At 61.3% G+C, this 14,569-nt stretch carries 18 protein-coding genes; 7 read left to right on the forward strand and 11 right to left on the reverse strand.

The features are described from left to right. Window positions 1–38 precede the first annotated feature (38 nt). Together sigM and QM716_RS19035 are read left to right on the forward strand one after the other, a co-directional pair. Window positions 39–665, forward strand: coding sequence for an RNA polymerase sigma factor SigM (sigM, locus tag QM716_RS19030; protein WP_283305617.1), 627 nt, complete (start codon window positions 39–41; stop codon window positions 663–665). A gap of 73 nt (window positions 666–738) precedes the next feature. Further along, window positions 739–1,455 carry an RsmA family anti-sigma factor gene (locus QM716_RS19035; protein ID WP_283305618.1) on the forward strand — a complete coding sequence of 239 codons (717 nt, stop codon included), beginning with the start codon at window positions 739–741 and terminating at the stop codon, window positions 1,453–1,455. Window positions 1,456–1,464: 9 nt separating this feature from the next. Here QM716_RS19035 and QM716_RS19040 read toward each other — a convergent pair whose 3' ends face one another. Beyond that, window positions 1,465–2,031 carry a helix-turn-helix domain-containing protein gene (locus QM716_RS19040; RefSeq protein ID WP_283305620.1) on the reverse strand — a complete coding sequence of 189 codons (567 nt, stop codon included), beginning with the start codon at window positions 2,029–2,031 and terminating at the stop codon, window positions 1,465–1,467. A 98-nt stretch (window positions 2,032–2,129) separates the two neighbouring features. Here QM716_RS19040 and nox point away from each other — a divergent pair, with 98 nt between their 5' ends. From nox to QM716_RS19060, 4 genes are all read left to right on the forward strand, one after another. Then, window positions 2,130–3,338, forward strand: a complete 1,209-nt coding sequence (nox, locus tag QM716_RS19045; protein ID WP_283305621.1) for a 4,4'-dithiodibutanoate disulfide reductase — start codon at window positions 2,130–2,132, stop codon at window positions 3,336–3,338. A 152-nt stretch (window positions 3,339–3,490) separates the two neighbouring features. Then, the gene (gene trxB / locus QM716_RS19050; RefSeq protein WP_283305622.1) at window positions 3,491–4,498 is read left to right on the forward strand and encodes a thioredoxin-disulfide reductase; all 1,008 of its coding nucleotides are present in this window, start codon (window positions 3,491–3,493) and stop codon (window positions 4,496–4,498) included. Between the two features lie 38 nt (window positions 4,499–4,536). Further along, window positions 4,537–4,860 carry a thioredoxin gene (trxA, locus tag QM716_RS19055; protein ID WP_003942530.1) on the forward strand — a complete coding sequence of 108 codons (324 nt, stop codon included), beginning with the start codon at window positions 4,537–4,539 and terminating at the stop codon, window positions 4,858–4,860. 128 nt (window positions 4,861–4,988) lie between these two features. Then, the gene (locus tag QM716_RS19060) at window positions 4,989–6,179 is read left to right on the forward strand and encodes an N-acetylmuramoyl-L-alanine amidase (protein ID WP_283305624.1); all 1,191 of its coding nucleotides are present in this window, start codon (window positions 4,989–4,991) and stop codon (window positions 6,177–6,179) included. A gap of 20 nt (window positions 6,180–6,199) precedes the next feature. On the opposite strand, the gene QM716_RS19065 is transcribed toward QM716_RS19060, so the two are convergent. The 4 genes from QM716_RS19065 to rsmG all read right to left on the reverse strand — a co-directional run bounded on the left by QM716_RS19065 (window position 6,200) and on the right by rsmG (window position 9,944). Then, on the reverse strand, window positions 6,200–6,883 hold the full coding sequence (locus QM716_RS19065) for a GNAT family N-acetyltransferase (protein WP_283305626.1): 684 nt from the start codon (window positions 6,881–6,883) through the stop codon (window positions 6,200–6,202). A gap of 255 nt (window positions 6,884–7,138) precedes the next feature. Beyond that, complete coding sequence (locus tag QM716_RS19070) at window positions 7,139–8,179, reverse strand: ParB/RepB/Spo0J family partition protein (RefSeq protein ID WP_283305628.1); 1,041 nt, start codon at window positions 8,177–8,179, stop codon at window positions 7,139–7,141. Between the two features lies 1 nt (window position 8,180). Continuing rightward, window positions 8,181–9,182, reverse strand: a complete 1,002-nt coding sequence (locus tag QM716_RS19075; RefSeq protein ID WP_283305629.1) for a ParA family protein — start codon at window positions 9,180–9,182, stop codon at window positions 8,181–8,183. A gap of 81 nt (window positions 9,183–9,263) precedes the next feature. Then, a complete protein-coding gene (gene rsmG / locus QM716_RS19080) occupies window positions 9,264–9,944 on the reverse strand; it encodes a 16S rRNA (guanine(527)-N(7))-methyltransferase RsmG (RefSeq protein ID WP_019746204.1) in 681 nt (226 codons plus the stop codon). Window positions 9,945–10,201: 257 nt separating this feature from the next. Between rsmG and QM716_RS19085 the strand changes: the two genes are divergently transcribed. After that, a complete protein-coding gene (locus QM716_RS19085; protein WP_283305631.1) occupies window positions 10,202–11,278 on the forward strand; it encodes a MerR family transcriptional regulator in 1,077 nt (358 codons plus the stop codon). 109 nt (window positions 11,279–11,387) lie between these two features. On the opposite strand, the gene QM716_RS19090 is transcribed toward QM716_RS19085, so the two are convergent. From QM716_RS19090 to rpmH, 6 genes are all read right to left on the reverse strand, one after another. Further along, window positions 11,388–11,714 (reverse strand): hypothetical protein, encoded by a 327-nt coding sequence (locus QM716_RS19090; RefSeq protein WP_283305632.1) that lies wholly within the window; start codon window positions 11,712–11,714, stop codon window positions 11,388–11,390. Window positions 11,715–11,835: 121 nt separating this feature from the next. After that, a complete protein-coding gene (locus QM716_RS19095; RefSeq protein WP_283305634.1) occupies window positions 11,836–12,399 on the reverse strand; it encodes a Jag family protein in 564 nt (187 codons plus the stop codon). A 20-nt stretch (window positions 12,400–12,419) separates the two neighbouring features. After that, window positions 12,420–13,526, reverse strand: a complete 1,107-nt coding sequence (yidC, locus tag QM716_RS19100) for a membrane protein insertase YidC (protein ID WP_283305636.1) — start codon at window positions 13,524–13,526, stop codon at window positions 12,420–12,422. 4 nt (window positions 13,527–13,530) lie between these two features. Further along, complete coding sequence (yidD, locus tag QM716_RS19105) at window positions 13,531–13,911, reverse strand: membrane protein insertion efficiency factor YidD (protein WP_007729147.1); 381 nt, start codon at window positions 13,909–13,911, stop codon at window positions 13,531–13,533. Continuing rightward, the gene (gene rnpA, locus QM716_RS19110; protein WP_283305637.1) at window positions 13,908–14,288 is read right to left on the reverse strand and encodes a ribonuclease P protein component; all 381 of its coding nucleotides are present in this window, start codon (window positions 14,286–14,288) and stop codon (window positions 13,908–13,910) included. The genes yidD and rnpA overlap by 4 nt, the downstream gene beginning before the upstream one ends. A 26-nt stretch (window positions 14,289–14,314) precedes the next feature. Then, window positions 14,315–14,458 (reverse strand): 50S ribosomal protein L34, encoded by a 144-nt coding sequence (gene rpmH, locus QM716_RS19115; RefSeq protein WP_003942540.1) that lies wholly within the window; start codon window positions 14,456–14,458, stop codon window positions 14,315–14,317. Window positions 14,459–14,569 lie beyond the last annotated feature (111 nt).

The raw sequence follows: 14,569 nt of genomic DNA on the forward strand, positions 1-14,569 counted from the left end.
GCCCTTCTGAAACCTACCGACTGGGCTAATATCCGCCCGTGCACAGTTATCGGGGGGGCACCGGGGGCGGAGCCGGGAAATTCGAATCCAGGAGTTTCGAGAACACAAATCTCGAGAAGACGGATTTCGAATTGTTGACTGCTCATGTGGCGGGCGATCGGCATGCGTTCCGTGAACTTCTGACCCGGCATCAGGACCATCTATGGCACGTTGCCCGGCGTACGAGCTACTCGGACGAGGACGCGGCAGACGCGCTCCAGGAGGGTCTGCTGTCCGCGCATCGCAAGGCGGCGAAGTTCCGCGGCGACGCGGCGGTGCGCAGCTGGCTCCACACCATCGTGGTCAATGCCTGCCTGGACCGGATCCGACGCAACAAATCACGGGCCGCGTTCTCACTGTCTTCCGAGAATGCGGAGGAACCCCGTGATCACCGCGACTATGCGGCGGCAGTGGACATGAGCCTGACCGTCGAACAGGCACTGGCATCGCTGCCCCCTGAGCAGCGTGCTGCCGTCGTCGCCGTCGATGTCGAGGGGTATCCGGTAGCCGAGGCCGCCGAGAGATTGGGAGTGCCTGTAGGGACCGTGAAGAGTCGCTGCGCCCGCGCGCGCAAGCGCCTCGCCGCCCAGTTGGAGGACTTTCGCGAAGGCGGGAACCATTCGTGAACCGGTCGCGTCCTATCTTGTAAGCGTCCTGCAATCTTTGCAGGCGTCGACACCGACTGCCGAGGGAGGGTTCATGACAGGTCCGTCTGTTCGCGTTCCGTCTCCTCCGTTTTCGGAGGACTTCTTGGCGGATCTCCACGCCGGGGTTCTCGATCCCGAAACCAGTGCAACTCTGTGGCCGCTGGTACACGCCGACCCCGCCGCCCATGCATTTGTCACCACTCTCGACGGCGTCACAGCATCACTCGCGGCACTGAACTCGCGCGAGGCCTCTCACGAACGGATTCCGAATTTGCTTGCCGAACAGATCAATTCGGCACTGGATCTACAGTTCGAACAGGTTGAGCCGTCAACAAAGACAACCGTCGTACCGTTCCGGCGGCGCCCACAAGCGTGGGTTCTCGGTGCCGCAGCAGCCGTAGCGGTGGCCTTCGTGATCGTTGTGATCGGAACCCGAGATTCCGAACCTGCCGAAAGCGTTGTCGCTCAACCGAGCACACCGGCGACGTCTGCTGTCGAGGCTCCGGATTCGGCGTCCGTACTCTCACTCATCGGATCCAAAAATCTTGGACCACTGGATGATCCGTCCAAACTGGCCGGCTGCCTACGTGCCAACGGCATCGACGAGGGCAGGCCTCTGCTCGGTTCGGGTGAAGTACGCATCGACGGGGCACCGGCGATAGTCCTACTCTTCACGGGATCGCAACCGCGTCAGATCACTGCTCTGACTGTCGGCACCGACTGCAGCGACGGAAATCCGAATACGTTGTCGATCAAGAACATCGGCTGAAGTCGACGGTCAGCGCGGTGTTGCCGCCGGTAGCAGGAGTTCGAGAATTCTCCCGCGCAATGCATCCGTATCGTCCTCGACCGCTATCAGACTCGAAAACATCGCTGCTCCGGCCGCCAGAACCAGCACGGCCTTGGCATCGAGCAGTGCCGATTCGGGATCTTCGGCATTGCGAAGGAAGAGTTGCGTACTCGGTCCGCTGAAGCCGCGCCACAATTCGTTGCGTAGGTCGTCATGGTCACGCAGTGCCGCCAGCAGTCCCGGCGACGCGGCGCGAACCTCGGGCCGCGAGAAGAGCTGAGCACTTCCCTCCACCACCCAACGGATCCAGCCGTCGCGATCGGTGCCCTCGAACGGTGTCAGGTCTGGTGTTGCGCCCAGGATCGACCCGAGCACAAGATGTGCCTTCGACGGCCATCGCCGCGACATCGAGGCCCTGCTGACCCCTGCTCGTGCCGCGATCGCCCGGAGACTGAGTTGCTCCCAACCGACCTCGAGGAGCATCGCTCGGGTGACCTCGAGGACTGTGTCGTCGATGCGTGGGTCTCGTGGGCGACCTGATCCTGTGGCATTCATCGTGTCGAATTGTCGGACAGATTGAGAGAAGGCGCTATATCGTCATATATACGAGTCCACTGGCATCGTAATGATCAGGCCGCCGCAGGAAGCAGAAAATGACCACAGCGCCCACACCGTCGATATTCGAACCCGCACGTCTCGGCCCTCTGACCTTGCGCAACCGCATCGTCAAAGCTGCCACTTTCGAGGGTGTCATGCCCAGGGGAGCGGTCTCCGACGATCTGATCAACTTCCACACCGAAGTGGCCCGCGGCGGAGCCGCGATGACCACCGTCGCCTACTGCGCCGTCTCACCAGGTGGACGAGTCCACCGCGACACCCTCGTCATGGACGAGCGCGCACTGCCTGGGCTGCGCAGACTGACCGATGCCGTCCACGCCGAAGGCGCACTGGCGGCGGCGCAGATCGGCCACGCGGGACTGGTCGCCAACACGCTTTCCAACAAGACGAAGACTCTGGCGCCGTCGACCAGGCTGAGTCCGCCCGCAATGGGCCTCGTCAGAGGCGCGACACTTGCCGAACTCGACGGTGTTGTCGCCGACTTCGAACGGACCGCCCGCGTCGCCGTGGATGCGGGATTCGACGCCATCGAGGTCCATCTCGGTCACAACTACCTACTCAGTTCGTTCATGAGCCCCAATCTGAACAAACGCCACGATCGATACGGCGGCAGCGTCGCCAAGCGCGCCGAGTATCCGCGTCGAGTCATCGAAGCGGTGCGACGAGCTGCTGGATCCACCGTGGCAGTCACCGCGAAATTCAACATGTCCGACGGGGTTCCGAAGGGTCTGTGGCTCGACCAGAGCCTGCCGATCGCACAGATCCTCGAAGACGACGGGCATCTGGACGCGATGCAATTGACCGGTGGCAGTTCACTTCTCAACGGAATGTACTTCTTCCGCGGTGAGGTCCCACTGGCTGAATTTGTCGCTTCCCAACCCAAGCTCGTCGGGTACGGGCTCAAGTTCTACGGCCCCAAACTCTTTCCGACGTACCCGTTCGAAGAAGGCTTCTTCCTTCCCTTCGCCCGTCAGTTCCGGCAGGCGCTGAAGATGCCACTGATCCTGCTCGGTGGCATCAACCGTGTCGACACCATCAACCACGCGCTGGACGAAGGGTTCGAATTCGTCGCCATGGCGCGAGCGCTCCTCAGGGACCCACAACTGGTCAACAAATTTCAGGCCGAGAGCGCCGTCGAGGGTCTCTGTATTCACTGCAACAAGTGCATGCCCACCATCTACACCGGAACGCGCTGCGTGGTTCGGGACGCGCTGGTGGTTCGGGAAGTACGCCCTGCGCTGTGAACCCTGCCGCCGGGCGTTGTCCTCCCTGACTGTGAGCTGCGGACTGTGAGCCACTTTCCAGCCGGGTGCGGGAACAACACCCCTTATCCTGGTGTTGATCGGTACGGCTCTCCAAGAAGCGGAGGGTCTGCACTCACTATTGGAAGGCTCGCATGACCACCCAGCTGGAAAACACGCCCGCGGTCCATGACGTCATCATTGTCGGTTCCGGACCGGCCGGTTACACCGCTGGTGTCTACACCGCGCGTGCTGAGCTCCAGCCCGTGCTCTTCGAGGGAACCCAGTTCGGTGGCGCCCTCATGACCACCACCGAGGTCGAGAACTTCCCCGGATTCCGTGAGGGAATCATGGGCCCGGACCTGATGGAACAGATGCGTGAGCAGGCACTGCGCTTCGACACCGACATCCGCACCGAGGACGTCGAGGAAATCGATCTGAGCGGCCCGATCAAGACGGTTGTCGCGAACGGCGAAACCTACGCCGCGCACGCGATCATCCTCGCGATGGGCGCCGCAGCCCGTTACCTCGGGATTGAAGGTGAAGAGCGTCTCCTCGGCCGCGGCGTCAGCGCCTGCGCCACCTGCGACGGCTTCTTCTTCCGCGACCAGGACATCGTCGTGGTCGGCGGCGGCGACTCCGCGATGGAAGAAGCAACCTTCCTCACCCGTTTCGCTCGCTCGGTCACCCTGGTGCACCGCCGCGAGGAGTTCCGCGCCTCACGGATCATGCTCGAGCGCGCCAAGGCGAACGAGAAGATCCGCTTCCTGACCAATGCGGAGCCCGTCGAGGTGCTCGGTGAGAACAGCGTCGCCGGCCTCGTCGTGCGCGACACCGTCACCGGTGAAACCTCCACACTCGAGATCACCGGCATGTTCGTCGCCATCGGCCACGACCCGCGCAGCGAGCTCGTCAAGGGCCAGGTAGACCTCGACGACGCCGGCTACGTCCGCGTCGCCCCCGGTTCTACCGCGACCTCCGTCGACGGCGTCTTCGCTGCCGGTGACCTGGTCGATCACACGTACCGTCAGGCGATCACCGCTGCCGGCACCGGATGCTCCGCAGCAATCGACGCCGAACGCTGGCTGGCCGATCGTGGCGACATCACCGCCAACACGCTCGACGCTGCCGGCCACACGGTCGACGTCGTCGGCGCTCCCTGATTCATCAAGCTGTCGTACCCAACCCTCGAGGAGTAACAGTGTCGAATACCGTCACCATCACCGACGATTCCTTCAAGCAGGACGTCCTGGGCAGCGACAAGCCCGTTCTGGTCGATTTCTGGGCAACCTGGTGCGGCCCGTGCAAGATGGTCGCCCCGGTCCTCGAGGAGATCGCCGGCGAGAACAGCGAGAAGCTGACCGTCGCGAAGCTCGACATCGACGCCAACCCGGCGGCCGCCCGCGATTTCCAGGTCATGTCGATCCCGACGATGATCCTGTTCAAGGACGGCAAGCCGATCAAGACGATCGTCGGCGCCAAGGGCAAGGCTGCACTGCTCAAGGACCTCGCGGACGTTCTCTGACGACTGGTTGAGCATCGTGGATTCTCGCAATCCACAGAATTTCTGAGATAATCGATCGATGTGCCTGATCGGGTCTACGACCAGGCACATCGATCGAATTCGTTAACCGATCCGAGAGGCTTTCACGCATGCACAGACTCCGACACGGCGATCACGGCCCGGCCGTCGCCGAGATTCGGGGCACATTGACGAAGCTGGGATACCTCCATCACGGAACTTCCGGCATTCGACGTGAAAGCGCCGACGGTGCCCACTGGGTTGCACCCGACGCCATCTTCGATCATCAACTCGACAGCGCCGTTCGCGCCTTCCAGCAGCAGCGTGGGCTCCTTGTCGACGGCATCGTGGGTCAGGCAACCTATCGCTCACTTCGTGAGGCCTCGTACCGCCTGGGTGCCCGTACGTTGATCTACCAGCTGTCAGCACCGCTGTACGGCGACGACGTCGCAGCTCTGCAGGCAAAACTGCAGGACCTCGGCTTCTACGCGGGCCGGGTCGACGGTTTCTTCGGTCCGCAGACCCACGAGTCTCTCTCGTCTTTCCAGCGTGAAATCGGTATCGCCGCCGACGGTATCTGCGGTCCGCAGACACTGCGTTCGCTGGAACTGTTGGGAACCCGCGTCACCGGTGGTTCCCCGCACGCCATCAGCGAAGAAGAATTGGTGAGGCGAAAGGGCCCGCAGCTGGGCGGCAAGCGCATCGTCATCGATCCAGGCCTCGGTGGGCCGTCCACGGGCACTATCGTCAACGGCATCTCCGAAGCCGACATCCTCTGGGATCTGGCCATGCGCCTCGAGGGACGGATGGCGGCGACCGGGATGGAAACTTTCCTCTCCCGCCCGCACAACGCCGATCCGACCGAGGCCGAGCGCGCGCTGACGTCCAACGCATTCGACGCTGATCTGATGATCTCCTTGCGTTGCGACAGCAACTCGAGCCCGTCGGCAAACGGTGTCGCGAGCTTCCACTTCGGTAATTCGCACGGTTCGGTCTCGATGATCGGGCAGGTGTTGACCGGTTTCGTTCAGCGCGAGATCGTTGCGCGAACTCCGTTGCGGGACTGCAGAACTCACGGACGAACGTGGGAGTTGTTGCGCCTGACCAATATGCCGACAGTGCAGATCGATCTCGGCTACCTGTCCAACGCGTCCGACGTTGCGGTACTGACGAATCCGCGGATGCGTGACACCATCGCCGAAGCCATTTTGATCTCGGTCAAGCGGCTGTATCTGTTGGGTCAAGATGATCAGCCGACCGGTACCTTCACCTTTGCCGAGCTTCTCGCAGAAGAACTTTCGGTAGCCGACCGCATTTCGTAGGTCCTACGGTCGGCACCTGCTCACACTCTGGCGAGCTCGCTGATCTCCACCATCTCGAGAGCTGCGGCCTTCAGTAGACGGTCGAGGGCTTCTTCCACGTCGACTTTCCACTCGTGGTCACGATTGAGTTCGAGACGAAGCCTCGGATAACGATGGTGCGGAGCCACGACCTCGAAACCGTAGTCCTCGAGGAACTCGGCACTGATCATGCATTCTGCGGGTGAACATTCCAGAGCTGCCGTTGCGCTGGCCACATCGGACGCGGGCCCCAGGCCGTCGCTGCGGATACCGAATGCCTCCAGCGCACGAACTCCGCGTCGAACCAGATCTGTCACGACAGCGGCCAGCAGGCTCGGCCCAAGTTCTTCTTCTATGCCCGAAGGCTCGAGGCGAAGGCTTGTCAGGAGCACTGCGTCCGAACTGACCGGACTGGTCGGAAACAGCTGCGCGCGCGGGATCGTGCGGGGAGGGGCGTACAACGCACTACCGAGCGGCTTGCCGTCTCGGACGGCGACCTGTCCGCACGAACCCCACTCGAGCATGACCATCGACAGCCACGCTTCCTTCTCGAATTCCTGATCGCAGAATCCTCGGGCGTCGTGAAGCGCGCCCGGATCCATCTCCCAGAACACGCAACGACGCGCATGGGCGGAAAGCTGATCGAGGGTGTCGAGCGTGAGCGAGGTGATGACGTGAGTCGACACTGACTAACTCACTCTCCGTAGGTCCCCGAAGCGGTTTTGATGCTCGCCCGCCGCTTTTTTCTTCTCCAGGATAGGCCAGCTGCGCCGAGTCGGCAGTGGCACGAGAGTTGATCGCTCTAATGTATTGTTGTTCAACATCTTTCGTCCCGGTTGAAGATTTCGAGGAGCTCGCACCACCTAGATTTGTCACAGTGACGAAAATAGGTGGTGCGCCCGGTCATCGTCATTACGTCACCAAACGGGCTTCCGAGTTCACTACGTGGATTTCTGCGCTTCCATCATTCCGACGATGCGTTGCAGGTCGTCGACCGAGCCGAATTCGACCACAATCTTCCCCTTCCGCTTGCCCAGACTGACAGTCACCCGGGTGTCGAACGAGTCCGACAACCGCTCGGCCACATCCTGCAGACCCGGCATCACGATCGGCTTCCGCTTCTGTGGGGGAGCGATCTCATTATCCGCCCGGTTGGCGAGAGTGACTGCTTCCTCCGTCGCGCGAACAGACATTCCTTCCGCGACGATGCGCGCCGCCATGACTTCCTGAGCGTCGGCACCCGCCTCGAGGGACAGCAGTGCGCGAGCGTGGCCGGCCGAAAGTACACCGGCCGCAACGCGGCGCTGAACCGCCACCGGCAGCTTCAGCAGACGAATCATGTTGGTCACGACGGGACGCGAACGTCCGATCCGATTGGCCAATTCTTCGTGGGTGACTTCGAACTCCTCGAGCAACTGCTGATACGCCGCTGCCTCCTCGAGGGGGTTCAACTGCACACGGTGAATGTTCTCGAGGAGCGCGTCGCGCAGCATCGAGTCGTCATCGGTTTCACGAATGATCGCCGGAATCTTCTCCAGCCCGGCTTCCTGGCTCGCGCGCCAGCGACGCTCACCCATGACAAGCTGGTACTTGTCACCGTGACGACGGACCACGATCGGCTGCATCAAACCGAACTCGCGGATCGAGTGAACCAACTCCGCGAGTGCTTCTTCGTCGAAAACGCTGCGGGGCTGCTTCGGGTTCGTCTCGATCAGGCTCGGTTCGATCTCGAGGTATACCGCGCCGGTCGGCTCGAGTTCTGTCGCCGGCTCCGCTTCGACAGGAGCCTTCGCAGCCGTCCCCTTGGTGGCTTTCGACGTTTTCGGCGCCGCCTTCGTCGGCGGGGGAGGGGAGGGGTTGCGCTTGTCGACGCCGATTACGACGTCCGCTGCAGCCGATCCCAGACCCGGCGCCGTGGCCGGCCCGGTGGGGATGAGAGCAGCCAAGCCGCGGCCCAATCCACCCTTGCGTGCTTGACTCATCTCACTGCTCCTGGGGCGTCGTGGTGGCAGAGCGGGCGGCAAGTTCACGGCCGGCGTCGAGGTAACTCATGGCGCCACGTGAACCCGGGTCGTAATCGAGAACTGTCATCCCGTATCCGGGAGCCTCGGACACCTTCACGCTGCGCGGAATCACAGCGCGCAGGACGGCCTCACCGAAGTGCTTGCGTACCTCTTCAGCGACCTGGTCGGCCAGCTTGGTCCGTCCGTCGTACATCGTCAGTAGGACGGTGGAGACATGCAGATCAGGGTTGAGATGAGCCTGGACGAGCTCGATGTTGCGGAGCAACTGACCGACCCCCTCGAGGGCGTAGTACTCGCACTGGATCGGGATCAGAACTTCCTTGGCAGCGACCATTGCGTTGACGGTCAGCAGTCCCAGCGAGGGCGGGCAGTCGATGAGGACGAAGTCGACGTCGAGCTCCGCGAGCACCTTGTCGTTGAGCGCGCCTTTGAGGCGATTCTCGCGGGCAACCATGGAGACCAATTCGATCTCGGCTCCCGCCAAGTCGATCGTTGCAGGGATGCAAAGAAGGCGCTCGCTGTGCGGGCTCGTCTGAATCGCCTCCGGGGCCTTCACTTCGCCTATGAGCAGCTCATAACTGGAGGGGGTGCCCGAGGTGTGGACGACACCCAGAGCCGTGCTGGCGTTGCCCTGAGGGTCCAAATCGACCACCAGGACCGTGAGTCCTTGAAGAGCGAGCGCCGACGCAAGGTTCACCGTGGTCGTCGTCTTACCGACGCCACCCTTCTGGTTGGCGATGGTGATCACGCGGCGGAACGCCGGCTTCGGCAGTGTCACCGAATGGGGATGAAGCACTTGGCTCGCTCGATGCGCGGCGGCCCCGATGGGCGTTTCCTCCGAGGAGATTGCCGCATAGGGAGCGGTGAAATTGTCGTCGTCGTTGACGATCTGATCCGCACCCGCACTCGTTTGCTGCTTCGGTGTTTCACGTGAAACGGCGGACTCAGATCGACCCGACATTGACTGCTCCTTCGATTGGGAATCGATCACTAGGTGCTCTCATCATCTGTACATTGCTCTCGATTGCATGCGTGTAAATCATCAACGCTGGCGACGCTTCGGGAGACGTTCGGCCTTCACCACCACAGTGGGGGTGCGGAGAATCTTGGCTCCACATTCGAGTATTTCCAACTTACCTGCGCCCAACTTGGTGAGCGCCGTACGGTCCCGCTCGATCTCCTCGGCGGCGCTCGAGCCCTTGAGTGCAAGCATCCGACCATGCTCGTGGATGAGTGGAAGGGACCAACGCGCGAGCTTCTCGAGGGGCGCCACAGCTCGCGAGGTGACCACGTCCGCGCCGCCCGCTTCCTTCACGACACCCGATTCCTCGGCTCGCCCTCGGACAACCAGTACGTCTAATCCGTTGGACTCGATGAACTCCGCGAGGTACACCGAGCGTCGAAGTAACGGTTCGACCAGAGTCACCTTCAAGTCCGGGCGGGCGATTGCGAGAGGGATACCGGGTAGACCGGCACCGCTTCCAACGTCGACAACCGACTCGCCTTCGGCGATCAGTTCGCCGATGACAGCGCAATTGAGAAGGTGACGCTCCCACAGCCGAGGAACTTCACGGGGACCAATCAGCCCGCGCTCGACACCATCCGTCGCCAGGGATTGGTAATACCGTTCCGCGATCTCATATCTGTCACCGAACACTGCGCGCGCAGTCTCTTGTTCGTCCCAGTCAACCGACGCCGCACCATTCTGTTCCACGTGAAACATCCTCCCGCGTAAACCGCGAAATCAACAATCAAGACCTAAATCATTATCCGCTCTGGAGCCGACATGTGTTCGCTTCTGCACACCGACTCGCTGTGAGTCTGCCGACTCGTTCATTCTTTGGGAAGTATTCAGCTCAAACTTCAAGCGGGGGAGGGGAGGGGTTCACGTTTCACGTGAAACATAGCAGGGCGATCGAATGCAGATAGCAGCGTCATTCTTAGTATCATCACTGTGACGAAACTGCCTTGGGTAGTTACATGGATGGAATTCTGACCCAAAATGGGCAATTTTCAACAAAAAATGGTTGCAGAAAATCGTTGCCGTCGGACTGCCAAGGGGGCTCGGTCAGTCAAACCCAGTCTGTTCTTGGACGCGAATGTTCTTCGATTCCAGGTCTCGGACAGCCTCGGAATCTCATCGCTGGTTGCCGCGAACCAATCATCCGTCGACTTGACTCTCCTGTTGCGGGAGACCGGAGACTTGGCATCACAAACCGAAAATCAATCCAAGGAGCTTCGCACCACATGATGCGCATCGGAGAGTTCGCCCTCGCCTCTGGACTGACAGTAAAAGCACTCCACCACTACGACGCCATCGATCTACTCAAACCCGCACGAGTGACCGCGAACGGTTACCGCACGTATTCACCCACACAACTGCGAGAGGCAGCGACGATCCGGGCACTCCGCAACATCGGCCTCGCCCTCGACACCGTTGCAGAAGCACGGAGCAACCCGCACCACATGAATTCCTTCATCGAACGACACCGAGCACATGTCGCTGACGAACGCGCACGGCAAGATGCTGACGCAGCACAAGGGTCAGCGTTGATCGACTCACTTGAACTCGACTACACCGTGCACCGTCGTTCTATGCCGGCTCAACACTGGGTTGGACTCCAACACGAAATTCGTAACCGCGAACTCGAGCAGGTTGAGTCGCCCCTGGCGACCCTGCAAATGGCCCTGACAGAAGCAGGCCACACGATCTCCGGTCCCTGGTGGACAACGCTGCGCCAAACCGCAGAAGCTGAGGTTGTCGAAGTTCTGTTCTGCTGGCCGACTGCCCAGATCCCCGCCGAGCCAGTTGGCATCTCCGGAAAGATCGTCGAATCCGGCACGCTCCCAGCGCGCGACGAACTGTTCGTGACACTCGAAACATCCGAAGACGATTCCGATCTAGGCGATCTAGGCGCCGAAGCCGCACAGATCGCGATGATCGAGCAAGCAAACGGTGACGGACTGAAGCTAGTTCACGGCAGCATCCGTCAGGTTGGGGTTCTCGCTGACGACGGCACACCAGAAGCCATTGAACTCGTCATCGCCATCCAATAGGCGTCCATCGCCAACCTGGGCTGGAGATCGAGAATTCGGGGAAACAACCCATCGATGGGGTTTCACGTGAAACGAAGGGCTGACATTCGGTCTGGGGGAGGGGAGGGGCTCACATGTAGTACGGCATGTTGTCGATCGAATACCCGAACGCGCACAGTGCGCCCCCGACAGCCAAGAAGGCAACCGTGAAGCTGAGCATGAACGCTCTCCCGGATCGCCATGCCAGAGCAAGCGGAATGAATACGACGGCGACTACTCCCAGCGGCAACAACCAGCAGAGCCAATACTTCAGACCGCCCGGCGGGAAAGACTGGACTTCCATTTTCTGCTGCAGTTCGAAGACCAGGGGCCAATAGCTCAGGCCGCACACGAGCATCCCGATCAAAGCACCCAAGACCATCAATCCGAGAGGGAATCCGGAACGCTCGGGGGACATGTCGACAACGATAGGCACCGAACCTTCACCGTGCCCCCAGATTCGGTTTCACGTGAAACACCTCGTGGACACAAAAGCGGGCCCCGGGAAATCCGGGGCCCGCATTCGTTCAAGGGGAGTGTCAGTCCTTGAGGACAACCACTCGGCGAGAGGGCTCAGCGCCTTCGCTCTCGCTGGAAACACCGGCGACCTTGGCGACGGCGTCGTGCACGATCTTTCGTTCGAACGGCGTCATCGGAGCAAGCTCCTCGCGTTCGCCGGTCTCGAGAACACGCTGTGCGGCTTCCGCACCGAGAGCACTGAGTGCCTCGCGACGGCCTGCACGCCAGCCGGCGACGTCGAGCATCAAGCGGCTGCGTTCTCCGGTCGACTGCTGAACTGCCAGACGAGTCAGCTCCTGGAGAGCATCCAGAACCTCGCCCTTACGTCCCACGAGCTTGGTCAGGTCGTCGCCGCCGTCGATGCTGACGATCGCCCGATCGCCCTCGACGTCGAGGTCGATGTCACCGTCGAAATCGAGAACGTCGAGCAACTGCTCGAGGTAGTCGCCGGCGATCTCGCCCTCTTCGATCAGGTCGTCATCGGAATCGTCGATGTCTACATCCACATCGGTAACCGGCGCAGTGGTCTCGGTGCTCACGTCTGCGTTCTCTCCATCCACAACGATGTCAGCTTCACTGGACATTGGTCGTTCTCTTTCCTGGATCAGCGCCGTTTATTGCGCTTGGGGGAGTTGCCGCGGTTGCTCTGTGGCCGGTTCTGTTTGGGTTTCGACGTGGAACCACCACCGGAACCCGAAGGCTTCGGCTGTGGCTTCTCGAGCGAAACTTCCGGGGCATCGCCGTCGTCGTCGGCTGAATCCGCGGTCTTCAGCGCAGCCGGGGATCCCTTCTTCTTATTGGGATCCGGACGGGCACCGGGCTTGGGCGCATTGTCGTTACGGCGAGTGATCGCTTCCTGCTTCTTGGCTTCTTCTTCCGCATCAATCTTGCGGAAGACGAGGTGCTGCTGACCGTAGGTCCAGATGTTGTTGGCCACCCAGTACAGGAGGATCGCGATCGGGAGGAACGGTCCACCGACGAGGACGCCGAGCGGGAAGACGTACAGCGCGAGCTTGTTCATGATCGCGGACTGCGGGTTCGCGGCAGCTGCTTCGCTCTGGCGGGCGACGGAAGCGCGGGAGTTGAAGTGGGTCGCGATGCTGGCGATGATCATCAGCGGAGCGGCCACGAGAATGATGTTCAGGCGTGACGGAAGCTCGGGCACGTTCTCGGTGACGTAAGCCTGAAGCTGCGCAACCGGCGTCGTGATCGCGGCCGAGATGGGCGCGCCGAACAGACGAGCATCCAGGAACGACTGGACGTCAGTGGCCGAGAAGACGTAGTTCGGGGTGTTGAGGTTGTCCTCGGCGCTCATGCTCAGCTGGCCCATGCCGGTGCCGGTGCGGTTGAACGAGCGCAGGACGTGGAACAGACCGATGAATACCGGGGCCTGAGCCAAGACCGGAAGGCAGCCCATGATCGGGTTGAATCCGTGCTCCTTCTGGAGCTTCTGCATCTCGGTGGCCTGGCGCTGACGGTCGCCCGAATACTTCTTCTGCAATGCCTTGATCTGCGGCTGCAGTTCCTGCATCTGGCGGGTCGTACGGACCTGCTTCACGAACGGCTTGTACAGAACCGCACGCAAGGTGAACACCAGGAAGACCACGGAGAGCGCCCAGGCTATTCCGTTGTCCGGGCCGAGAATGAACCCGAAGACCTTGTGCCAGACCCACAGAATCGCGGATACCGGATAGTAGATGAAATTGAGCACGGCTCTAAGTACTCCTCTGTTCGTCCGTCGGACTGTGACACGCTGCGCGTGCTTCCGGACAGCTATGGCGGCTACCCGCATCACGGTCACGACGGGCAGGGACAGGGTCCCACCCTCCAGAATGCCAGGGGGCACACTTCGCCAACCGCACCACAGTCAAGAAAAGGCCTTTGATCGCCCCGTGAGTGCGCAGCGCTTCGACCGCGTATTCACTGCAGGTGGGGGTGAACCGGCAGGTCGGCATCCTCAAGGGCGACACATATGTCCGGTACAACTCGATACAGAAGATGAGAACAGTGGCGGGAGCGCGACGCACAGCCTTCAACACCGTGATGACACGGGAGGCTCTGGGAGTCTCGATCTGCTCAGAGAGCGGAGTACTCATGGCTCTTCACTTACCGACACCAATAGGTTCATTTTGGTCAGGCCCCCACGCAACTGCTTGGCCAGTTCGGCTGAACTGGCGGTAGCTGCGCCCGGAAGTGCGCGGATAACCACGTCTGTCTCCGGCGAAACCTGTCCGACGAAATCTGCACAGATATGACGAAGCCGGCGTGCGACTCGATGTCGAATCACCGCCGGCCCGACAGCCTTGCTCACGATCAGCCCGAATCGGGGACCGTGATTTGTTACTACCAGCGCCTCTACTTGCTCGCGATCGAACGCGTGCACGACAAGGTCGCGTCTTCCCATACGACGTCCGCGTCGCACCGCCACGGAAAAGTCCGAGTGACGGCGCAACCGGTACGGCTCAGGCAACACCCCGAGCTCCTGAACTCGAAATCAGATCAGGCGGTGAGGGAATCGCGGCCCTTACGGCGACGAGCCGAAACGATTGCACGACCCGCACGGGTACGCATACGAAGACGGAAGCCGTGAACACGCGCGCGGCGGCGATTATTCGGCTGGAACGTCCGCTTGCCCTTGGCCACGGTCAACACTCCTCGAAGTTCATTGACGCCTCCCGGCGTCATTCAGTGATCGACGCCTTACAGCGCCTCTGGATCCAACAGGTACAGAACAATCAACTTCACTCGTTGTGG

This window comes from Rhodococcus sp. IEGM 1409 (assembly GCF_030056735.1).
In the GTDB taxonomy this organism is placed as follows: Bacteria; Actinomycetota; Actinomycetes; order Mycobacteriales; family Mycobacteriaceae; genus Rhodococcus_F.